This window comes from Daejeonella lutea (genome assembly GCF_900168015.1).
GTDB lineage: Bacteria > Bacteroidota > Bacteroidia > Sphingobacteriales > Sphingobacteriaceae > Daejeonella > Daejeonella lutea.
In genome coordinates, this window is the sequence record NZ_FUYR01000002.1 from 565,050 (window position 1) to 588,436 (window position 23,387).

Consider the following 23,387-nt stretch of genomic DNA (forward strand, 5'->3'; position numbering starts at 1 on the left):
TTTGCTTGCGTTGCATGAGAGGTGGAAAAATATTGCGACGATATGTACATTTTAAATCAATTGGTGATTTTCACATACATAAAGTTTGATTTCGCATGGGAATGCGACTGTTCGTTGTTATAAGCATGGGTCATATCGAACAATATTTAATTATAAATGGAGTCATAATTACAAAGCGAGTTATACATTTAAAAAGGAATCCACCCTCCTAATCGCATTTCTCAACCTCTCCTCATTTGTTCCTGATATAACATGATAGGCAGCATCAAGGGCTTTTAACTCATTATGCCAAACCTCCATAAAATGCTCCCGCATGTGCGGAAAATCGCGAAGGGGATCCTCTTCCCAGGCTAGATCGATATCCATCAGCAGGTAGAGGTCGTACGGATGTTTATGGAGATGGTCAGTAACTTCTTTAGGTGATTCTCCAAACATATGATCACTCCAGATCTTAACAGTGATAAATGTGGTGTCACAGATGAGGATCTTGTTTGCTAAGGGAATATATTTGCTTTCCAGTTCGAGCTGTCCCCGAAACATATTAATCTCATCCTGCCAGGTACAAGGTTCTGAAAGGGCAGAGCAGTATTCTCTGGCATACTCCGGGACCCAAACTGTGTGATAATGATCAGCAAGCTGTGCTGAGATGGTAGATTTGCCGGTCGACTCGGGCCCTACAATGGCTATTTTCTTAATGGTGCTATCACTTATCATTTCTCCACCTGTAAAGATTTTGAGATCCGGTATTGTCGGCGCCATTCAAGATATCCCATAACTGCAATATAAATGTATAAAGCATACATTCCTGCAGTTAAATGGAGGTCTTTTACAATGTAAACCCCAACGTAGATTATGTCTACAAAAATCCAGATCAGCCAGTTTTCCATCACTTTCCGCGCCAGGAATATTTGAGCAACCAGACTGCATGCTGTGCAAAAACTGTCAATAAAGGGAAATGAAGCATCTGTGCCTTTATATAGAAAAAATCCAAGGCCAGCAGTAAAAACCACAATACCAAAAATGGATAGCACAATTTCTCGAAGTGTAATGGAAGAAACGGGGACTGTTTGACTAGCGTCTTTACGGCTCCAGAAATACCATCCATAAAAATTCATGACCAGGAAATAGACCTGCAAGCCCATGTCTGCATATAACTTTGCATCCCAGAAAATAAAAATATAGATGATGACGCTTATAATGGCGAAGGGCCAGTTCCAAATCTTGTTCTTAGCTGCAAGATATACGCACAGAATTCCGGTTATTACACCTGCAGTTTCGAGAAGGTTCTGACTTTTAATCCAATCGGCAATTGTAAGGAAGATCATTGATCAAATATACACCTTTACCGGAAATCAGATTTTGATATGCTAACCAGATCAACTAATGGGTACTTGTATAATATTCAAGTGGTAAAACAAATAGGCAATTTTCACTCTTTAGAAAGTCTATAATCTTACGGAATTGGGCCATATTTGATTCATCCCAGAGATTTGGATGTCCCTGTAGCACCATGTAGTCTGTGTATATGCCCGCAAATTTATCATATTCTTTTAGGAAGTGTTCGTAGTCAACCTTACCTGTCGCAATTTCCATGTTCACCCGGTTATTGTACGATACTATCCCGCCTGGATTTGGGGCATTGCTGCCACTAAAAAAGATGACCTTATACTTCCCGTTTTTGGCAAGAACGTCAAAGGTCGTATGATCCACTGCGTTATAAGGAGCGCCAAAAGTCTGCATTTGCAAACCCAGCAAGGTTTTCATCTTTAGATCAGCCGCTTCAAGATGTTTGAATTGAAAGTCGAATGAGGTCCCTTTAAATTCCTGAAAATTTCCTGGCTGGATACTATTAGAATGATCATAGCCATGGTTCCATATTTCAAAAAGTGTTTCACCCGTGCTGGATTTTGCCTCGAGATATTTCCGGAACGCAGACGCAGAAGTTTCATCCAAACGAGTTGCAATAACACCTAGGCTTGCCTTTATCCGACGCTCTTTTAAATAGTCTAATGCGGCTGGCGCACTGAATTTGCCGTCTATGGCTCCAATATCGTCCAGCTTGAGCATAATCTTAGTTTGCGCCATCATAGTTATTGAAGTTGCAAAGAATATAAGCGTAGCTAGACTTTTGCGGAGAAAATTAGACATAAGTAAACATACGAAAGCCGGGACTAATCGTCCCGGCTTTTAAAGATATACAAACTTTATACAGAATTAGCGTGCAGTATTCGGCGCGACGCTAAAACCCAAACTGGTTTTTAAACTTACATCGGCAGTAAGCGGACTTCTTAGTACGTATTCCATACGCACCCGAACAGTTGATCCTTTGATGTAGTCGTCAAGTAAACGTGAGTTGTCTATATCCAGCATTATACTGCTCCCCACTGATGTTCCAATGTCTTCTCTGGACGCAACCATTATTTCTGACGAGCTATCACCACGGGAAATATACATCCTGATAGTTTTGAAAGCGCCCATATTCTGTCCTGAAGGACTAGTTGCATCGATCCTTGCAGAAGAAATTCTTACATCCTTTATTGCATCTGTATTGGAGCCCTGGCCCGTAAAAATCTGATCAAAGCTGCTGGCCTGGCTTGTCGCAGATAAAGTAGTGTTCGTCCGGCTTGAGGCAGGTACAAGTAATGTTGCGGTATAGGGGAACGAAGAACGTACGATGGATTGTACAGTTGCACACCCTGTCATTATGGTTGCAATGACGATGAATGATAATAGTGATCTTTTCATTTGGTTTTAGTTTGATGTTATGGATTCAACCTTTTTTTGCATGATAATGTAAGCATTTAGCATGCTCATACAAATTGTGATGTAGCTTATACAAAATACGTTCCAATTAGTCTGAAATGTTTGTTGATTTTAACCTATAGTTGACGAATAAATAATTTTACAAGACTTTTAATGACGATTGATCATTTAAAACCCCCGTTTTTTTATAAAATCTCCCAATAAATCTATAAAAATATCTAACTTTGCATCCCGACAAAACAGCCGGGATTTCTGTTTACAACAGCATAGTAATCTCGTAATGTTGAGTCGCTTAGAAGCACCCAAACTCGCATTATGCCATTAGATACCTCCATCAAATCAGTCCTAATTATCGGTTCCGGTCCTATCATAATTGGTCAGGCGTGTGAATTCGATTATGCTGGTTCACAAGCTGCACTTTCACTAAAAGACGAAGGAATTAAGGTTTCCATTATCAACTCTAACCCCGCCACAATTATGACGGATAAGGTTATAGCTGATCATGTGTATTTACTCCCTTTAACCTGTGAGAGCATTGAACAAATTCTGACTGAACAAAAAATCGATGCTGTTTTACCCACAATGGGAGGTCAAACAGCTTTGAATCTGTGTATTGAAGCAGAGGAGCGTGGAATTTGGGAAAAACATAATGTTCGCATTGTTGGAGTAGACACCGCTGCGATCGAGAAGACGGAAAACAGAGAGGAGTTCAGAAAGCTGATGGTGGAAATTGGTGTTGGAGTAGCTAAGTCGAAAATCGCCAACTCTTTTCTTGAAGGTAAAGAGGCTGCTCAGGAAATTGGATATCCGCTGGTTATCCGCCCTTCATATACCCTTGGAGGATCAGGGGGTGGATTTGTTCACAGAAAAGAAGATTTCGATCATGCTCTAAGTCGCGGACTGCAGGCTTCTCCAACCCACGAAGTATTGGTAGAGAAGGCAGTATTGGGCTGGAAAGAATACGAGCTTGAGCTTCTTCGTGATGGAAATGACAATGTGATCATAATCTGTTCGATTGAAAATTTTGATCCGATGGGCATCCATACTGGTGACTCAATAACTGTTGCTCCAGCTATGACCTTAAGCGACAGGTGCTACCAGGAAATGCGTAATCAGGCGATCAAAATGATGCGTGCAATTGGAAATTTTGCTGGAGGATGTAATGTCCAGTTCTCGGTCGACCCTGCCACAGAAGATATCATAGCAATTGAGATAAACCCACGGGTGTCACGTTCATCAGCCCTTGCTTCCAAAGCGACTGGTTATCCTATCGCAAAAATCGCAGCCAAACTTGCTGTTGGTTATAACCTAGATGAAATAGAGAACCAGATCACTAAAACAACATCTGCCTATTTTGAGCCTACGCTGGACTATGTTATCGTAAAGGTTCCAAGATGGAATTTTGATAAGTTTAAAGGTGCAAATACTGAATTAGGCCTCCAGATGAAATCTGTAGGTGAGGTTATGGCTATCGGACGTACATTTATAGAAGCGCTCCAAAAAGCTTGTCAGAGTTTAGAAACAAATCGTTTGGGTCTTGGCGCGGATGGTCGTCAGAGCCGCAACCTTGAAGAGATCATGCACAGCCTGGAGCACCCGAGCTGGGACAGGCTGTTCCACATTAAAGATGCGATGAGCCTTGGTGTTCCACTTGAATCTATTCGTAAGATAACACATATTGATAAATGGTTCCTGACACAGATCATGGAACTTGTCAGCCTTGAAACTGAATTAAAACGTTATTCACTTAATAATATTCCTACGGATTTCTTTACCAATTTGAAGCAGAAAGGTTATGCTGATGCGCAGATTGCATGGCTTCTTGGCAATGTTACCGAGGATGAAGTTTACAATCGCCGTAAGGAGCTTGGTATCAAACGTGTGTACAAAATGGTGGATACTTGTGCCGCTGAATTTCCTGCAAAAACTCCTTACTATTACTCAACATTTGAAGATGAAAACGAGTCGATTGTAAGTGAGAAGAAAAAAATAATTGTACTGGGATCGGGTCCAAATCGTATTGGACAAGGGATAGAATTCGACTATTCGTGTGTCCATGGATTACTCGCTGCAAAAGAATCCGGATACGAAGCAATCATGATTAATTGTAATCCGGAAACTGTATCGACGGATTTTAATATGGCTGATAAGCTTTATTTCGAGCCAGTCTTCTGGGAACATGTTAGAGAGATTATCGAACTTGAAAAACCTGAAGGTGTGATTGTACAGCTTGGAGGCCAAACAGCCTTAAAGATGGCTCAGAAACTTCATGAAAATGGAATAAAAATCATCGGAACTTCATTTGATGATATGGATATCGCTGAAGATAGAGGACGTTTCTCTGATCTCCTAAAGCAAATGGATATTCCATACCCGCTATACGGTGTCGCCGAAAGTGCTGAAGAAGCGCTTGAAGTTGCACACAAGGTAGGATATCCTGTACTTGTGCGCCCAAGCTACGTGCTCGGCGGACAAGGAATGAGCATTGTTATTAACGATGAAGATCTGGAGAAAGCGGTAGTTAAACTGTTAAGAAACCTGCCGGGGAATCGCGTACTGATCGACCATTTTCTTGATCGTGCAGAAGAAACTGAATCGGATTCAATTTGTGATGGGGATGAAGTACATATTATTGGCTTAATGGAACATATTGAGCCTGCCGGTATTCACTCAGGTGATTCCTTTGCCGTGCTACCCCCATTCAGCCTGCCAGAGAGTGTGATCAACGATATGACGGAATACAGTAAGCGTATTGCTAAAGCATTGAATGTTCGCGGGTTGTTAAACATACAGTTTGCAGTGAAGGATAATAAGGTTTATGTAATTGAAGCGAATCCACGCGCATCAAGAACAGTTCCTTTTATTGCAAAAGCATATGATGTTCCATACATTAATATTGCTGCAAAGATTATGTTAGGTGTTAGTAAATTAAAGGATTTTAAAATTGAAAGGAAGTTAAAGGGGTATGCGATAAAAGAGCCTGTGTTCTCTTTTGATAAATTCCCGGAAGTCGAAAAGCAATTAGGCCCTGAGATGAAATCAACAGGAGAATCTATACGGTTTATAAAAGATTTGGAAGATCCTTATTTCAGACACCTGTACAAAGAGAAATCGATGTATCTGTCTAAATAGAAAAAAGGGTAGATAATCAAAATTATGGCCACCAGAATAAATTCTGGTGGCCATCTTTATAAGAATTAATTCATAACGGCTACACCCTTGGCCTCGAAGGCTAGCTCAGTCTTCGGGCTAACAATTGCAGCAATTTCTGCGTCGCTTTTACCACCATCTTTAGCATAATGCTGAAGTTGTTTTACCGAAGTGGTGTCAAGATATGCATACCCCTCCATCACAACTTCTTTTCCGGCAAGATCTTTTGGAACAAAGAATTTGTAATCCTTGAACGTAATTCTCATGTCTTCACCGTTTCCGAGTTTCATCACCATCCAACATCCCTTTTTCTGGCAAACTTCTTCTACTTTGCCTCTGATTTTGAGATCCTTTTTTTCCTCGCCCTTCATGGCGGTCGTAAGCGCGGCAAGTTCTATAACATTATTTTCCTTTACAGAATCTCCGTAGACTGCCGCCACTTTGAAATTCTCTGTAGAGTCGAGCTCAGTTTTTGGTTTTGAGTTACATGCAGTGAGGAGTGCTAAAGCAATAACGGGAAGTAGTATCCTTTTCATATCTATAATCAGTTTCTACAAAATTGATAAAAATTATCGTGAAAACGCTAAGTAATTGAAGATTAGTGGTATCGGAACGGGAATGTGTTAGGCAAGCTTAACCTCTCCCCAACTCATTGGCATAACCATTTCAACCGAACAGAGCATTAAAAACTTCTTCGACCTTAGCTACCGTATTTATCTCAATTTTATATTTCTTCCAGTTCTGACCGTCCTGAACTTTTTTACCTGCGGGCAGATTGTACTTGGAAATAAATATCTTCTCGAAGCCAAGTTTTTCGGCTTCAGCGATACGTTGTTCGATCCGATTCACCGCTCTGATCTCCCCGGATAATCCAACTTCGGCGGCGAAACAAACTTTCGAATCTACCGGCATGTCTTCATGTGAAGAAATTATGGCCACCACAACAGCAAGGTCTATTGCCGGGTCTTCTACTCTCAGTCCACCGGCAATATTCAAAAAAACATCCTGAGTACTCAATTTAAACCCACATTTTTTCTCGAGCACGGCTAGGAGCATATTCATTCTCTTGGTGTCAAACCCGGTACCCGACCGCTGAGGAGTTCCATAAGCTGAAACACTCACCAATGCCTGAGTTTCTATGAGCATAGGCCTAAGCCCCTCCAAAATCACCGAAATGGTGATCCCGCTCAATGGCTCATCACGTTGAGAAAGCAAAATTTCCGACGGGTTAGAAACCTCGCGCAGTCCGCTGCCAAGCATCTCATAGATCCCAAGCTCAGATGCTGAGCCGAAACGATTCTTAACCGCTCTTAAAATCCGGTATACATGATGTCTGTCGCCTTCAAACTGCAGAACAGTATCGACCATATGCTCAAGGATCTTAGGGCCAGCGATCATCCCGTCTTTGGTAATATGGCCAATGAGGAAAACCGGGGTTCCACTTTCCTTTGCAAACCGCAAAAGCTCTGCTGTACATTCCCTAACCTGGGAAACACTACCAGGTGTGGATTCAATGTGGGCAGAATATAAAGTTTGAATCGAATCAACCACCACCAGGTCGGGTTCAAGTATTTCTATCTGTTTAAAAATATTTTGGGTTGAGGTTTCTGTAAGAATATAAGTGTCAGCTACACCCGGCACATTACTGCTTTCCTTATCAGGTACCTTCACTAGTCGCTCAGCACGCATTTTTATTTGCTGTTCGCTTTCCTCTCCTGAAATATACAGAACTTTTAAACCGGGAAGGTTTAATGCAACCTGAAGCATTAGAGTCGACTTGCCTATACCTGGTTCACCACCGATAAGTACCATTGACCCGCTAACGATCCCCCCGCCTAAAACCCGGTTCAATTCATTATCAGGGGTAATCAGCCGATTCTCCTCAGAATAAATGATGTCATGAATTGCAGCTGGTTTATTTGATCGCTGCGTGCTGGTAGATCCATTCTTCCAGTCAGGGATTGATACATTCCCCTTTTCAATAATCTCTTCAACAAATGTATTCCACTGGCTGCAAGATGGACATTTCCCAAGCCACTTGGCGGATTCATGTCCGCAGCTTTGACAGAAATAGGCAGTACGGGTTTTAGCCATTAATAAATAAGTTGGTAACTTTTGCAGTCAAATATAACTAAAAATATTAGTATCGCAGTGGCAGTATATCAGGCAAAAAAAATGCGCACTGACGAATCAAGTGCGCATTTATTGATCTACAATTGGTTATTATAGTTTTATTTCTTCCTCTTTTGAGTTAAGGAAGTGGAACTCTGTTAAGTAATACGAAGGCGACTGCTTAACGGTTATCCATTTATTGTATTTAAAGAACCATTTCCACTGACGGGAAAACAAGCCTTTTTTAATATAAGCTTCAATATAAGGGTGAACGCAGAGTGTTACATGTTTCTCATTTTGTTCATTAAGAATATAATTCAGATTGTTCTCGATATCATCCATCAGAATGATGCTTGCCTTGATCTCGCCAGTTCCGTCACATGCCGGGCACTTCTCATTGGTAACAATGTTCATTTCCGGCCTTACACGCTGGCGCGTCAGCTGTACTAGACCGAACTTGCTTGGAGGTAAAATAGTGTGCTTGGCGCGATCAAGAAGCATTTGCTCCTTTAGATAGTCGAAAAGTTCCTTCCTGTTCTGAGGCTTGTGCATATCGATAAAATCGATAACTACAATACCGCCCATGTCTCTGAGTCGCAGCTGACGTGCAATTTCCTTTGCCGCCTCCATATTGATCATCAGAGCATTTTGATCCTGATTTTCCGTGTTAGCAGTCCGGTTTCCGCTATTAACATCAATAACATGCAGGGCTTCGGTATGTTCAATAACAAGGTATGCACCACCAGGTAGATTAACTGTTCGGCCAAAGGCAGCTTTGATCTGTTTTTCTATGCCGAAATGCTCAAATATGGGTTCTTTTCCGCGATAATGCTTAACAATCTTATCCATTTCAGGTGAGATCTCGTGCACATACGATCTAACCTCCTCATAAAGTGAAGGATCCTGGATGTGAATATTTGTAAAATCAGCATTCAGAATGTCTCTTAGGATTGTAGATGTACGACCCATCTCACCAAGAATTTTTTTGGATGGCTCTGTATGGGGAAGTCTCTTTGAGAACTTTTCCCATTTATCTATAAGGTCGAGAAGATCTTTTTGGAGTTCAGCAACACCTTTGCCTTCCGAAACTGTTCGAATAATTACTCCAAAGTTCTTAGGCTTAATGCTTTCGACGATCTTCTTAAGTCGGGTCCGCTCGGTATTGCTCTTTATCTTTTTCGAAATTGAAATTACATCCGAAAAAGGTACTAAAACTGAGAAACGGCCAGCTATCGAAATGTCGGAACTCAATCTCGGCCCTTTGGTTGAGATCGGCTCTTTTGCAATTTGTACCGGAAGCAACATGTTCCGGTTTAATATTTCTGAAATTTTGCCAGACTTATTAATGTCGGCTTCCAGTCTGAAACTATTTAGCAGTTTATCTCTATAACTGCCATTCTTTACAATCTTGGTTAACTTTAAAAGCGACTGGACTTGTGGTCCAAGATCAAGATAGTGCAGAAAAGCATCCTTTTCATAGCCTACGTCTACAAATGCAGCGTTCAATCCAGGCATGATCTTCTTGATCTTACCCATATATATATCGCCAACAGCATAATTGTTGTTGACCTGCTCTGTATTAAGTTCTACAAGTTGCTTGTCCTGCAGTAAAGCAATAGTAACCCCGCTAGGGGATGAATTGATAATTAATTCCTTTACCAATAGCTACTGTTTAAGATGCCGCGAATGCGGCATACGTTTATACAAGGACTAAATTGAAAACAAACAGAAAACAGACAACCTCCCGCGCGAGGTGCGGGGAGGTTAGCTGTTAACTTTTGTCATGAATAATCATATGAGTTGAAGCTCAGATAATTATCTAGACTATTTTTTCTTATGTCTGTTTTTTCTTAAACGCTTTTTGCGTTTGTGGGTAGCCATTTTATGTCTTTTTCTTTTCTTACCGCTTGGCATAATGTTGTTTTTTAAAATGTTTTATAATCTAATTACTTAATTCGTTGACTTTGCGATCAACAAACTGACTCATGTTTGGGTCAGCTGCAATCTCTTTAGTTTTTAAATACGCCGCAATCGCATCTGATTTCATTCCCATGTTCTCGTAGCTGGAAGCGAGGTAAAACCAAGCTTCTGCACTTGGTGCAATTGAAACCACAGTTTTGAAACGCTCCACAGCTTTCTCATACTGTCCGGACTTCATGGAGAATAAACCCAGATTAAGATTAGCCTTTAAATTTTTGGGATCGTTCTTAACAACTTCCAGCAGAAGCTGTATCCCCTGCATTGGATTTGGTGTACCGCTAACGTATGCGATACCCAAGCCCGTTTTAACTTCCGGTGTATTTGGCTGTAACTTATCTGCCTGCTGGTAGGCATAAATTGCCTTTTGTACAAGAGCAGGCTGCATCAAAGTATCAGTAGTTTGCTGGTAGGCGTCAGTGAATTTGTCGCCAGCTTTTAACCAGGGCGTAAAACCAGGTTCCTTTTCTGCAACAAGTTCGTAATAAAATGCTGCCGGTGCTGCCTGATTAAGATCATCCCATTTCTGAGCTAACTTTTTCTGCAGTTCCACCTTTTCATTTTCCGAAGCACTTTTTAGAGCCGCTTCAAGATCAGTTACCTGCTTGTTGAGATTGGCTGTCAGACCTTGCTTCGAAAGTTCAGAAACTTCCGTTAAACTGAACGTTTTTGCCGGAGCTGCTGGAGCACTTGCCGGCGCTTGCTCCGAACCTTCTTTTGGTTTAACAAGTCCCTGAATATCCATAGAAAGCATAAGGCCCATCAAAACAACTGCCGAACCTACTACTACTATTTGCTTCCTATTGAACATCTATTGGAAATAAATTATTTGTTGCCGCTTTTTACTTTTTCAACAAATACTTTGGCAGGCTTGAAACTTGGAACAAAATGTTCAGGAATAATAATAGCTGTGTTTTTTGAAATATTACGTGCAGTTTTTTTCGCTCTCTTTTTAACAACAAAACTTCCAAATCCTCTCACATATACATTCTCACCACTTACCATGGAATTTTTTACCACCTTAAAAAACGCTTCTACCGCTTCCTGTACATCTACTTTTTCGATTCCTGTTTTATTAGCGATTTCTGTAATGATTTCTGCCTTGGTCATGTCTGTATTCTTTATAAATTTATCGTAAAAACTTAACTGTTTTGGGGTTGCAAAAGTATTGGTTTAAATTGTAAATGGGAAATAAATCTGCTTTTTTTTAAACCAATGACCTATAAAACAAATAGTAAGATACTTTTGCAAGCGTAAAATTGTTAATACTTTACTAGGATATGGATTTTGCCGGGGTAATTATCAATTGGTATCAACGACATAAGCGCGATCTACCATGGAGGCACACAACTGACCCGTATATCATATGGCTTTCAGAAATCATCATGCAGCAAACACGGGTAGAACAAGGTACGCCATATTTCAACAGGTTTGCAGCCAGGTACCCGACAGTATCCGATTTTGCTTCGGCCAGTGAAGATGAAATCCTTAAGCTCTGGCAAGGCTTAGGGTATTATTCCCGTGGACGGAATATGCACCATACTGCTCAAATGGTAATGGAATCACACGGTGGATATTTTCCCAGCAATTACAATTCACTTTTAAAACTCAAAGGTATAGGCGAATATACTGCGGCGGCTATTTCATCATTTTCGTCTAACGAAGCCCGGGCTGTAGTAGATGGAAACGTGTTCAGACTTCTGTCCCGGTATTTCGGTTTAGATATCCCGATCAATTCTGGACAAGGAAAAAAGGTTTTTACTGAGCTAGCAAATAATCTTATCGACAAAAATCAGGCTGGAACTTACAATCAGGCCGTAATGGAATTTGGATCACTTGTGTGCAGGCCTAAAAATCCTGATTGCCCGGAATGCCCACTCCAATCCGGATGCGAAGCATATCGTACCAATCGCATTAAGGAACTGCCAGTTAAAATTAAATCTCAGAAGATTCGCGAACGATATTTCAATTATATAATCGCAATCAAAGGAGATTCTGTATTAATGAATAAAAGGGGGCCAAACGATATCTGGGAAAACCTGTACGAGCTGCCGCTAATTGAAACTGATGTACCAACTGATCCGGGTGAATTGATGCTCAATGAAGCTTTTATTAAAGCATTTGGCAACAGCGTTATTATTAAATCTGTCTCCGGTCCTGTCAAACATATTTTGAGCCATCAGAAGCTATATGCAACATTTATTCAAATAGAAAATTATTCAGAACAATTTGCCAACAACAATGGTTGGATGTATGTGAAATTGCAAGACCTTGAGGGGATTGCACAACCAAAACTAATTTTCCACTTCTTCAAAAATTTCTTTAAATTGAAAGATTGAATACTAACCAAAGAAGAATATGTCGGGTATAAACAAAGTTATTCTGGTCGGACATTTGGGCAAGGATCCGGAAGTCCGTCATCTGGAAGGAAATGTAAGTGTAGCGAGTTTTCCACTAGCAACTTCTGAAACTTACAATAAGGATGGAAGAAAAATTGAACAGACCGAATGGCATAATATAGTTATGTGGAGAGGTCTTGCCGACGTCGCTTCGAAGTATCTTCAAAAAGGAAAACTTGTTTACATCGAAGGTAAGCTCCGGACCCGCTCATTCGAAGATAAAGAAGGGCATAAAAAATATACAACGGAAATTGTTGCCGAGAATTTCACAATGCTCGGCCGTAAGAGCGACTTTGACAACGGACATGGGGAAAACTCTCACGGACAGACAGAACATAATAATAATGCAGCTTCTAAGCCTGCAGATGATCAGCCAATGGACTATACGAGACCTACAAATGCTGCAGATGATCTACCGTTTTAATGGATTATTTTTATCGGCCTATTTATTAAGATCCATGTAGTCGACAGTCAGGCCAGATAAAACTTTGACACCCAATTTAAATGAGCTCTCATCAATAAAGAAATCGGGAGTGTGGTGCGATGGTGCAGTTTTAGGATCTTTTCCTTTAGGCATTCCCCCAAGGAAGAAAAATAACCCGGGCACTTTTTCCTGAAAGAATGAAAAATCTTCGGCACCTGTTATTGGAGGAATCAGCTTTACATTGCTAGCTCCGGCAATTCTTTGCAGTGATGGAACCATTTTTTCCGTAAGCGATATATCATTAAATGTTACAGGATATTGAGAACTATAGGGCAGTTTAATCTCAGCAACAGCACCGTTAGCTTCAGCGGTTTTAGTTACGATCTGTCTGATTCTTTCCTCTATCATTTTGCCGTCGGAAACACTTAAATAACGCATTGTACCCAGCATTTCTGCCTGTTCAGGAATTATATTTGATCTGACACCAGCATGGAGAGATCCAATGGTAACTACTCCCGCATTTTCGGTAACATTGAGATTCCGGCTAACAATAGTTTGTAAATTATTCACGATTTGTGCAGAAACGACGATCGGATCAATTGATGCCCATGGTGATGCACCATGCGCCTGCGTGCCCTTAATTGTGATCTTCATATCATTCGCCCCTGCCATCATTCCACCAGGTTTATACGTAATCTGGCCAACTTCAGTCTGAGCCCAGATGTGCAAACCGAAGACAACATCTACTTTGGGATTTTCCAACACTCCCTCCTGGACCATTAATTTGGCTCCTCCTTCTTCACCCGCTGGAGGACCTTCTTCAGCCGGCTGGAAAATAAATTTCACAGTACCTTTAAGGTCGGCTTTCATACCGGCCAAAACTTCCGCCACGCCCATAAGGATAGCTGTGTGTGAGTCGTGGCCGCAGGCATGCATAACTCCGACTTCCTGGCCGTTGTATTGGGCTTTAGCGGTCGACTTAAAAGGAAGGTCTCCTCGCTCGGTAACCGGAAGGCCATCCATGTCCGCCCGCAAGGCAACTACCGGACCAGGCTTACCACCTTTCAAAACCCCAACCACACCTGTTTTAGCAACGCCAGTCTTAACCTCGATTCCAAGACTTTGCAAATGCTTCGCTACGATATCTGCAGTTCTCTTTTCATTGTTTCCCAGTTCAGGATGCTGATGAAAATCCCGACGCCACGCGATAACCTTTGATTCGATCTTATCTGCAGCCAGGCTCAGCTTGTCCTTTGAAAATACCGTTTGTGCCCGTCCCGGCAGTGAAATTATCAACAAGCTTATAATGAACAAGTATTTCATGACAATAATGGAGATTAGTGATCTCTAAAGTAAGAAAAATCTCTAATACCGATGATTGTAGAACTGCAGACTAAAACAAGGTTATACCAGCACTCCAGCCGATCCAGTTCCTTACATATTGGTTTGCTTTAAATGATTTAGCCGGTCCAATTCTTTTCTGAAATCCATCAGCACTGGAAACTGCAGGATCCGTACGATATACAGAATATGATGGACCAGCAAATACGCTCACCCCTTTTACAATACTTAGCTGCAGGTTCAGCTGGGCTTTGCTTAGGATATTTGCCGAATCAAAATTTCCAAGATATAAACCCTGGGAAGATATCTCAGCTGATGTTGAAAATCGATCGTTAAAAATGAAGTCATGTCCGAAACCCAACCCGGCTGAAAATACCTTTTCACCATCCTTAAATGTGGCTGCACCGATTAAAATCGAATACAATTTTGAATTTCCCGTCTTGATACCTGCCTGATAATTAAGCACTTCGTTTGATGATAAACTTAACTTGTGATAGCCCTTATTTATCCAATTTATCAGACCAACGCTGACACCGGAGGAAGTATCAGCAAAATTGATTAAGCCAATCTGCATCCCACGCATATCGTGAGCAAAATTAAAAATCCCACCAATCTGCATGCCCCGCATTTCTTTCCCGGCGATATTGGCTATGCCGCTGATCTGCATGCCTTCTATTCTTTTAGAAATGTTTGAAATTCCACTGATCTGAACTCCATTCATATTATTTGAAACCAAACTTGTAATTCCAGCAACCTGAATACCTTTGAGATCTTTACGAACATGATTCAGTATTCCAGCAGCCTGCCATCCATCCACATTCTTACGAACATCATTTGCTATTCCAGCTGTCTGCACACCATGCACACTATCCAATACCGAATTTAGCAGCCCCCCAACCTGAAATCCCTGAACTGAGCCTCCTACAAGGTTTGTTAGGCCAGCAACCTGCAGGTGTTTCACATCTCCTTTGTTAATATTGAATAAACCTCCCACTTCGACTCCACCCACTCCCGCAGTATAACCGCCTAAAAGATTTAGGGATGCTTTATTAATCACCTGTGAGCTGAACATACCATGGGAGCTCATTCCTGGTATTAGCGAAGCTTGAAAAGGACTGTTGGTAAGGAATCCGGAAATGTTCAAGCTTTGCACCCGCTGTTTAGTGGAAACTAAAAATCGTCCAATACCCAAACGCTCGACTATATTCGAGGCATAACTTAAATAATTTCCATCCGTATATACATATCCTTCTGGCTTTACTGTAACAGTAGAAAGGAACATGATGCTTGTATCACGGTAAGCTTCTTTACTAGCCGTTAAGATTACAGACTGATAATCGCCGCGAATCCGCATCCTGAAATACCCGGCATTATCTGTTAGTGTGGATTCGAGTAAACGCTTTTCGTAGACACTAGCTTGAGGCACAGTTTTGCCCGTGAAAATGTCCACCACCTTCCCAGTTATCATGTAATGTCGTGAATCCGTTTTGATCATATCAGGCTCAATCGAAAAATGAAGTAGTGTCGATCGCAAAATGACATATCTATTGCTCTCCTTGTAGTCAACTTTTCCAAGAAATATCTTATCTAAAACATCTCGGACTGTTTGACTTTTCACGTTTATAGTAACCAGGCTATCCCTGTTAAAAGCGTTTCCACTATAGGAAAAGTAAAAATCTCCTTTTCTCGCAATCTGGTCGAGAACTTCGCCAACTGGCTGTTTAGTGATATCAAGCGAAATCCGCTTATATAGATTAGAAATCTCAGAGGTATGCTGGGCTTTTAAACCCAGAACTATTAGCGTAAAAGCTAATACCAAGCAAACTTTCCTCATTCTGAAAACTATCGGAGTATTATCTTGCCATTTTCCTTCACAGCATTGATCTTAAATGTTTGCGTGATCACCCGTAGGATCTCCTCAAGTGATTCGTCCTCAAATGTTGTATTCAAGGAAAGGTTTTTATGCTGATCATTCTCAATTATAATGTTGGATTCGTAAGCCTCATTAAGAACTTCCACAACCCGCCATAAGGGTGTATTATCCGCAACAAATATTTTGCTTCTGTAAAATTTGTAAAGCTTGTCCGTATTCGGCTTTTTACGAAGTATGGGGTTATTGTTATCAATTGAAACTCTTTCCCCTGCTCTTAACTCAACCATCCGACCTGCTTTGGCCACCTGAACAATCCCGGTTTCAACAATAATTTCGGTTATGTGGCTATTATGTTTTACATTAAATGATGTTCCCACAACTCTTACAACAACTTCGTCTGCTTCTATTATAAAAGGCTTTGATTTGTCTGCAGTTACATTGAAGAACACTTCGCCTTTTTCTAATTTGACACTACGGGTATCTCCGGTAAATTTCCGGGAATAAGCAATTCGTGAATTTTTGTTTAGCGTCACTTCCGAACCATCGGGTAAGGTTTCTTTACGAACCAAGTTTCCCGATTCTAACGTTGCGTATCCATTATTCACTGTGGAGTAAAAGGTCCAGGCTGCGGCAACTATAAAAACAACCGCAGCAATCTTTAACCAGCTGTAATCTCTCCTAATTGAGCGTAAATTAGGTTTAACGACTTTTCGATGACCTGATACTTTTGTTTTGAAGTTGTCCCAGGCTTTATCGGCGTCGGCAGTTCTTGAAGTTTCCAGTTCTTTGCTACTCGACCAAATAAGCTCAAATCTTTTAAATTCTTTCTCATTTTCAGGACCAGCCGCAATCCATTCTTTCACCCGCTCCTCCTCATTCGCAGTTGTCTCTTGTAAAAGGTATTTAATAATCAGATCCTCGCTCATGCTAGCCTCTTAAAATATCTTTGTAATGCATAAACAATAATAAAATCGGCAGAAAATCAACAAGCTTAATTCTAAGGATCTTTAATGCCTTACCCATCTGATTCTCGACCGTCTTGATAGAAATTCCTAATTCTTCCGCAATTTCCCGGTATTTCAAATCTTCAAAACGGCTCATCTGAAAGATGGTTCGGCATTGTTCAGGCAGCTGATTAAGCGCCACTTGCAAACGATCTTGTAGCTCAGTCAGTATTAATTTATCTGATGAGTTTTCTGACTGCTCGTTCATTATAAAAGCCGCGTGGTCCTGATACTTAGTTTTTATCTTTTTATGCTTGATGTAGTTTAGACAGTCATTGTGAACACATTTATAGAGATATGCTTTGACTGAAATTTGTACATCAAGAAGATCCCTTTTTTCCCATATCCTCACAAAGACATTTTGGACAATTTCCTCTGCATAGCTGTCATGATAAAGCATTACGCTCGCGTATGAGTGCAGTGCTCCGAAATGAGCTTTAAAAAGCTCCTCAAAAGCATTGTCATCGTAAGCTGACGCTTTTTTTTCTTTATGATGACCTAAAATTTCCACCCGTTAATGTTAACCAAATATATCAGATATCAGTTGCTTTAGATATTCAATCTGAATGATTTGTTACATGAAAAGGTGACCTTACTTTCTTATCACATCTCGAGATGAAGTTCTTATTTTCTTCAATTTATAATTCTGAATCATGGAAGGGCTGGCGAAAATATAGAAAAGTTTCCGACGGAATGTCCGAGCATTTTTTACATCGTCAATCATATCGAAATACTCATGGAAATTTAACACCAATGGATTAATCTTGTGATTTAAACCGGTGGTTAATCCATAATTTGGCAACTCTTGTTCGTATTGAAATGATTTGAATATATGATCCCAAATCATAAAGGTTGCACCGAAATTTTTGTCAAGATATTTCTCGTTGCTGCCATGGTGCACTCTATGATTTGAGGGCGTCCCGAAATGCTTTTCTATGAAGGGATGGAGCTTTCCAATCGATTCGGTATGTACCCAAAACTGATAAAGGACCCCTAATTGGTTAGCAATGAAAAACACGAGCGGATGAAAACCCAAGACCATTAAAGGAAGAAAGAATATTATTTTAATATGCTGTACCCAGCTCACCCGAAAAGACACAGTCAGGTTGTAATATTCAGCCGAATGGTGTACCACGTGCGTTGCCCAAAAGAATCGGTTATAATGGGCTATACGATGTGCCCAATAGCTGCAAAAATCATAAATGATATAGCAGGGTACCAGGGTCCACCAATGAAATTCAATTCTCCAAGGTATGAGTTTATAGATCCAGACAGCTCCATAAAACAGTACAATCTTCAGCACCAAATTAATAAAAAGGCTTCCAACCCCTGTTATGATGGAACCTATTGTTTCTTCAACATCATAATTGTTGTGATGTTGAATTCGTGAGAAAAGGAATTCGGCAAGAGTTAATAGACATACGACAGGCACCGCATAAAGTAGTATGTCGGGCGAAGTTTCCTGCAAGTGATAAACATCTTGCAGTGGGATAGCTGTTGCTCCAAAGAATGAAAGAATCATGTTATATGTTTGTTTTGATATCGTTACCAGCAATAAAACCAGCAACGATATCATTTTTTGTAAACCCGGTGCCACCACTAAAGGCTGTTCCTAAAACTTTATGACTTGTCCGCTTCCACTAACCTCTGAATCAACCGTGGCGTTTCCTGTATAGTATACTTTGCCGCTTCCGCTAATGCGAGCTTTAAGTGTATTTTGAACATTCATCCTTACGTCGCCGCTTCCGCTGATCCGAACGTCACCCTTTTTCGCGATGATGTTTTCCATTTGAACATCACCGGAACCAGATATATCAACATTTACTTCATTTGCTGTAAACGAACCCCTAACATTCGTTTTCGACGAGCCGCTAATGCTTAAACGAAAAAGGTCTTGTGCCGGAAAATTACCATCAATCCATAATCTGCCGCTTCCACTCATAGCTGCTTTATTCAATGCAGGAAGTGTCACAAATACCTCGATATCATCGTTATGAACATTTACATGTTCGTAACCAAGATTGATTACCCCATTGTGTATCTCAGTTTTGTAACGCGGGATAAGATTAGCGGAACCTCTGATTTCGACTTTGTAAGTTGATCCATAGGCTATCGTGATAGGATTTGATCCACTGCTACTTACTCCTGTAAAAGTTCCTGGCTGACGTACATCAGAAATAATATTGCCATCCGCAGTTAATCTGTCTTTAGTACACGAAATGCTTAATAAGCTTAAAATTGCGATAAATAGTATAGTTCTCATAATTGTGTTTTTATTGTTTGTATTTGATTTTTAAAAAAGAATATTTATGCCACCAGTATATCCGACGTAGATTCCCTGGAAGTTATTCCCCCACCGGTTCTCCCAGGTCTTAATATATCTGGAAGTCAGCGCTCGTCCTTCAGAAGTGTTTGTGTTGACATAGTTAAATACTGGTCCCCCAAATATCTCAAGGAACTTAACCGGTCGGATGGAGGGCATGAATTTGAAAGAGCTTTTAAAATACTCTCCCGACCAAAAGCTTTCTAAAGTAAGAGTGCTTAATTCGGCGTTGATTCTGAAAACACCGGAGTTAGTCAGATGCGCTCCAAGCCCAAGTTCAAAAGCATATACTTCATCCTGGTTCTTGAAATTGTATCCAGCGCCAATTATTCCATAAAGGACTTTCCCACCTGATCTGAAAGTTGCCAGGGCATTCCGGCTTTCGTCAGCACTGAAGCCAATCGATTGCTCACCGTTTTTTATGATATTGATTAAGCCGATTGGATGATCGCTACTGTCAGCAATGTTCATGAACCCTGCAATCTGAACACCCTTAATCTTTTTGGCTACATTAATAAATCCTGCTATCTGTGATCCCCTCACATCTTCCGCAGTGTTATTAAATCCCGCGATCTGAGTTCCATTCACACGCTTAGCAACATTACTGAACCCAGCCATTTGCGTCCCTGAAAGATTTTGGGAGACATTGGAGAATCCAGCGATTTGCGTTCCCCTCATATCAGTAGCGCGATTCAAAAACCCAGAAAATTGAGCGCCTTCAACATTCTTTAAGGCGATATTGGTAAAGCCAGCAAACTGCAGGCCCTTACCCTGACCGTATATATTCATAAAGCCTGCGAACATCATACCCGTTGCTTTCTTGCCAACGTGATTTGAAAAGCCCGCGAACTGCAGGCCCCGCGCATCATGCCGAACAACATTCGAAAACCCTGCGAATGTTAAACCTTGTTCAGCTGCTGAAACCCCTGCAAGTAAATTGAAGGAAAATTGATTTGTATCCGCAACGGCGTGGGTTCCATTTGTGCTTATTGGATAAATGAGGCCTATGTTTACTTTTTCTGCAGTAATAATCTGAGCATTTGAGCTGATGTAAAAGGCCATGAGCGTGAGAAAAACTATCAGTGCTTTTAGTGACAGTTCAATTTTTGATTGTGTAAATTGTAATTTCATTTTTGTGATATTTTGGGATGAGACAACCGTCAAAGGATTTACCCCTACTCGAGAGTAAAATTTTTTTTAACGACTGGTTTAAACATCTTACGCTTCCTGCGAAGCGAGGAAAAATTCGAAAAATTGCTGTCCGGCAACAATTCAATGCTTTTTGTTTCGTTAGCATTCGTCTGATAATAAATATGATTTGTTGTTGAATGGCGTCTTCACGCTTATTGATCAGAGCTTTTTCCTTATCTTTCCAGCTTCAATTGAAATAACCAATTCATGAAATCTTTTAAAATATTAATCGCTCTTCTGTTTATAAGTCAGATTACCTTCGCTCAAAGCATTATCAGCCTCATCAATCGCGCTGACGCATTTTTCGACACGATGGATAAAGGTAAGTTCGAAGAGGCTCACGGCTTTTTCGATGAAAGCGTAAAGGACAAGATATCGGCAGACGAGCTTAAACTTTTCTGGTTGAGGCTGGGAAATTCACTCGGAACTTATGAATCTGTAGACGGCGCTCAAAATAAAACACAGGGAGAGTTCTTCCAGGTAACTTTAGATTGCGTTTTCACTAAAGGTTCCCAGGGATTTACTTTTATTTTCAACAAATCTGAAAAGCTGGTTGGCTTTTTTGTAGCTCCAACTACTACCGAAGCTGTGTATGCAGCTCCTGCATATGCTGATACTAACTTGTATTCTCAAAAAGAAGTTCAGATTAAATTTGCAGGCGGACAAATGGCTGGTATGCTAACAACCCCGAAAGGTGTTACGAATTTTCCAATCGTTGTATTTGTTCATGGATCGGGGCCAGCTGATATGGACGAAACGGTGGGTCCTAACAAACCTTTTAAAGATCTTGCCGCCGGATTAGCGGCGAAAGGCATTGCAAGTATTCGCTATGTAAAACGCTCAATGGTTTACCCCAATTCTTTTGTGAAATCGTTTACTGTTAAAGAGGAGGTGTTGGATGATGCGATGACGGCAATAGCCTTGGCAAGAACTACTCAAGGGGTGAATAAAGGCCAGATTTATGTAATGGGCCACAGCCTCGGGGGGATGCTTGCTCCACGCATTGCTGGGTTAGCACCCGATTTAGCAGGGATAATACTTGCTGCTGCCCCTGCGAGAAAGCTGTCGGACGTTATTGCTGAACAGAATAGGTATCTTTATGTTGCTTCAGGTGATACAACATCGTCGACCAAACAACAATTTCAGGCCACAGCAAATGAGATCGAACGTTCAAAAATGTTGAAGCTTGGTGATATTGCTCCTGACTCAGTTATACTTTCCGCTCCGGCATCGTACTGGATAGACATTAATAATTATGACCAGCTTGCTGCTGCAAAGAAACTAACCAAAAAAGTACTTGTGGTGCAGGGAGAGAAGGATTTCCAGGTTTCGCTACAGGATTATAATATTTGGCGTGCAGCTTTAGCAGCGAATAAGAACGTTACGTTCAAGCTTTATCCGGATTTGAATCACCTCTTATCTTCGCAAAAAGATAAAGGAACTGGATTGCAATATCGTACGCCAGCCAATGTTTCTGCAAAACTCATTGATGATATCGCGCTTTGGATTAAGGGAAAATAAAGCCAGTAACTCGTTAGGTTTCTTGGAAGGTTAAAATGCTACCTAATAGAAAACTTTTTCGCCAGATCAGGCGGTTTTTGTTTTTCTTCCGATATCGGGCAGAAACCCTGTTATAAGCCCAATAAGGGGAAGATACGCACAAATGCTGTACACGTACTCAATACTTGTACGATCAGCCAGCGCCCCAAGCAATGCAGAGCCAACCCCGCCCATTCCAAAAGCAAAGCCAAAAAATAATCCAGAGATCATTCCAACTTTCCCAGGGATAAGTTCCTGGGCGTACACCAGGATAGCTGAAAAAGCGGAGGCAAGTATCACACCTATTGGAACTGAAAGTACCGCAGTCCAGAATAAATTTGCATGCGGAAGCAACAAGGAAAAAGGCGCTACGCCCAGGATAGAACCCCAGATCACGTATTTACGCCCGATCTTGTCGCCCAACGGGCCGCCGATTAAAGTTCCGGCTGCAACCGAGAATAGAAAAATAAAAAGATATACCTGCGAACTTTGGACAGAGACTCCAAACTTGTGGATCATGTAAAATGTGTAATAGCTGCTCATGCTTGCCAGGTAGAAATACTTTGAGAATATAAGGACAAGAAGTATAAGCACGGATATAATAACTTTTTTACGGGGAAGATTTTGACTAACCTGATGCGAGCCCATTTTATGAGATCTCGCTTTAATTTTAACTTTATACCAGCCTCCAACGTTCACCAGGATGAGTATGGCAAGTAAAGCCAGTAAAGAGAACCAAATGATATTGGACTGCCCATATGGTACAATAACAAGGGCGGCCAATAAAGGGCCGATTGAGCTACCGGCATTTCCCCCAACCTGGAAAACAGATTGGGCCATTCCTCGTCGCCCACCTGATGCCATGCTAGCCATTCGGGAAGCTTCAGGATGAAATATTGATGATCCTATCCCTACAAATGCAACCGAAACAATCAGCATTAAAAAATTTGGAGCTTGAGATAGTGAAACTAATCCTAACAACGTAAAACCCATGCCAATCGCTAGAGAATACGGTTGTGGTTTTCGGTCAGTATAGAGGCCCACAAATGGTTGTAATAATGATGCGGCCATTTGAAATGTTAAGGTGATTAGTCCGATCTGTGCGAAAGTCAGCCTGAACGAATTTTTTACGACAGGATAAATAGCGGGTATTAATGATTGTATCGTATCATTTAGAAGATGCGAAAAGCTTATGGCAAATAAAATAGGAAATACAGTTTTACCGGCAATATTCTTTTCTTCGCTTACGGGCACCTCACCGGGGCTGTTTACCTGCTCATTCATGATCAGC

20 protein-coding genes and 1 pseudogene are annotated in these 23,387 nt (G+C 41.0%); 4 read left to right on the forward strand and 17 right to left on the reverse strand.

The window, feature by feature from the left end; genetic code table 11:
- Positions 1-180: 180 nt before the first annotated feature.
- The 4 genes from B5X60_RS11585 to B5X60_RS11600 all read right to left on the reverse strand — a co-directional run bounded on the left by B5X60_RS11585 (position 181) and on the right by B5X60_RS11600 (position 2,745).
- Positions 181-714 (reverse strand): AAA family ATPase, encoded by a 534-nt coding sequence (locus tag B5X60_RS11585; protein ID WP_079702849.1) that lies wholly within the window; start codon positions 712-714, stop codon positions 181-183.
- Positions 711-1,325 (reverse strand): nicotinamide riboside transporter PnuC, encoded by a 615-nt coding sequence (pnuC, locus tag B5X60_RS11590; RefSeq protein WP_079702850.1) that lies wholly within the window; start codon positions 1,323-1,325, stop codon positions 711-713. The genes B5X60_RS11585 and pnuC overlap by 4 nt, the downstream gene beginning before the upstream one ends.
- A gap of 55 nt (positions 1,326-1,380) precedes the next feature.
- Positions 1,381-2,148 (reverse strand): DUF2334 domain-containing protein, encoded by a 768-nt coding sequence (locus B5X60_RS11595; protein ID WP_079702851.1) that lies wholly within the window; start codon positions 2,146-2,148, stop codon positions 1,381-1,383.
- Positions 2,149-2,214: 66 nt separating this feature from the next.
- Positions 2,215-2,745, reverse strand: coding sequence for a hypothetical protein (locus tag B5X60_RS11600; RefSeq protein WP_139377459.1), 531 nt, complete (start codon positions 2,743-2,745; stop codon positions 2,215-2,217).
- Between the two features lie 333 nt (positions 2,746-3,078).
- On the opposite strand from B5X60_RS11600, the gene carB reads away from it, so the two are divergent.
- Positions 3,079-5,895: a carbamoyl-phosphate synthase large subunit gene (carB, locus tag B5X60_RS11605; RefSeq protein ID WP_079702853.1), complete on the forward strand. Its 2,817-nt coding sequence runs from the start codon at positions 3,079-3,081 to the stop codon at positions 5,893-5,895.
- A 65-nt stretch (positions 5,896-5,960) separates the two neighbouring features.
- On the opposite strand, the gene B5X60_RS11610 is transcribed toward carB, so the two are convergent.
- From B5X60_RS11610 to B5X60_RS11630, 5 genes and pseudogenes are all read right to left on the reverse strand, one after another.
- Positions 5,961-6,449 (reverse strand): DUF4920 domain-containing protein, encoded by a 489-nt coding sequence (locus B5X60_RS11610; RefSeq protein WP_079702854.1) that lies wholly within the window; start codon positions 6,447-6,449, stop codon positions 5,961-5,963.
- A gap of 130 nt (positions 6,450-6,579) precedes the next feature.
- Positions 6,580-8,007, reverse strand: coding sequence for a DNA repair protein RadA (gene radA / locus B5X60_RS11615; RefSeq protein WP_079702855.1), 1,428 nt, complete (start codon positions 8,005-8,007; stop codon positions 6,580-6,582).
- Positions 8,008-8,136: 129 nt separating this feature from the next.
- Positions 8,137-9,687, reverse strand: coding sequence for an Rne/Rng family ribonuclease (locus B5X60_RS11620; RefSeq protein ID WP_079702856.1), 1,551 nt, complete (start codon positions 9,685-9,687; stop codon positions 8,137-8,139).
- Between the two features lie 280 nt (positions 9,688-9,967).
- Positions 9,968-10,813 (reverse strand): tetratricopeptide repeat protein, encoded by an 846-nt coding sequence (locus tag B5X60_RS11625; RefSeq protein ID WP_079702857.1) that lies wholly within the window; start codon positions 10,811-10,813, stop codon positions 9,968-9,970.
- Positions 10,814-10,827: 14 nt separating this feature from the next.
- Positions 10,828-11,148: pseudogene (locus B5X60_RS11630) on the reverse strand (HU family DNA-binding protein); the annotation flags it as partial.
- Positions 11,149-11,282: 134 nt separating this feature from the next.
- Here B5X60_RS11630 and mutY point away from each other — a divergent pair.
- A complete protein-coding gene (gene mutY, locus B5X60_RS11635) occupies positions 11,283-12,341 on the forward strand; it encodes an A/G-specific adenine glycosylase (protein ID WP_079702859.1) in 1,059 nt (352 codons plus the stop codon).
- A gap of 19 nt (positions 12,342-12,360) precedes the next feature.
- Positions 12,361-12,825, forward strand: a complete 465-nt coding sequence (locus B5X60_RS11640) for a single-stranded DNA-binding protein (protein ID WP_079702860.1) — start codon at positions 12,361-12,363, stop codon at positions 12,823-12,825.
- An 18-nt stretch (positions 12,826-12,843) separates the two neighbouring features.
- Here the strand turns inward: B5X60_RS11640 and B5X60_RS11645 are convergent, their stop codons facing one another.
- From B5X60_RS11645 to B5X60_RS11675, 7 genes are all read right to left on the reverse strand, one after another.
- Positions 12,844-14,148, reverse strand: a complete 1,305-nt coding sequence (locus tag B5X60_RS11645) for an amidohydrolase (protein ID WP_079702861.1) — start codon at positions 14,146-14,148, stop codon at positions 12,844-12,846.
- A 70-nt stretch (positions 14,149-14,218) separates the two neighbouring features.
- On the reverse strand, positions 14,219-16,000 hold the full coding sequence (locus B5X60_RS11650; protein ID WP_079702862.1) for a peptidase associated/transthyretin-like domain-containing protein: 1,782 nt from the start codon (positions 15,998-16,000) through the stop codon (positions 14,219-14,221).
- Positions 16,001-16,008: 8 nt separating this feature from the next.
- The gene (locus B5X60_RS11655; protein ID WP_079702863.1) at positions 16,009-16,965 is read right to left on the reverse strand and encodes a FecR family protein; all 957 of its coding nucleotides are present in this window, start codon (positions 16,963-16,965) and stop codon (positions 16,009-16,011) included.
- 1 nt (position 16,966) lies between these two features.
- Positions 16,967-17,554, reverse strand: a complete 588-nt coding sequence (locus B5X60_RS11660; protein ID WP_079702864.1) for an RNA polymerase sigma-70 factor — start codon at positions 17,552-17,554, stop codon at positions 16,967-16,969.
- 81 nt (positions 17,555-17,635) lie between these two features.
- Complete coding sequence (locus B5X60_RS11665; RefSeq protein ID WP_139377460.1) at positions 17,636-18,619, reverse strand: sterol desaturase family protein; 984 nt, start codon at positions 18,617-18,619, stop codon at positions 17,636-17,638.
- Positions 18,620-18,655: 36 nt separating this feature from the next.
- Positions 18,656-19,306: a head GIN domain-containing protein gene (locus B5X60_RS11670; RefSeq protein ID WP_079702865.1), complete on the reverse strand. Its 651-nt coding sequence runs from the start codon at positions 19,304-19,306 to the stop codon at positions 18,656-18,658.
- Between the two features lie 30 nt (positions 19,307-19,336).
- Positions 19,337-20,497, reverse strand: coding sequence for a hypothetical protein (locus B5X60_RS11675; RefSeq protein ID WP_079702866.1), 1,161 nt, complete (start codon positions 20,495-20,497; stop codon positions 19,337-19,339).
- A gap of 267 nt (positions 20,498-20,764) precedes the next feature.
- Between B5X60_RS11675 and B5X60_RS11680 the strand changes: the two genes are divergently transcribed.
- Positions 20,765-22,078, forward strand: a complete 1,314-nt coding sequence (locus B5X60_RS11680) for an alpha/beta fold hydrolase (RefSeq protein ID WP_079702867.1) — start codon at positions 20,765-20,767, stop codon at positions 22,076-22,078.
- 66 nt (positions 22,079-22,144) lie between these two features.
- On the opposite strand, the gene B5X60_RS11685 is transcribed toward B5X60_RS11680, so the two are convergent.
- On the reverse strand, positions 22,145-23,380 hold the full coding sequence (locus tag B5X60_RS11685) for an MFS transporter (RefSeq protein ID WP_079702868.1): 1,236 nt from the start codon (positions 23,378-23,380) through the stop codon (positions 22,145-22,147).
- Between the last annotated feature and the right edge of the window lie 7 nt (positions 23,381-23,387).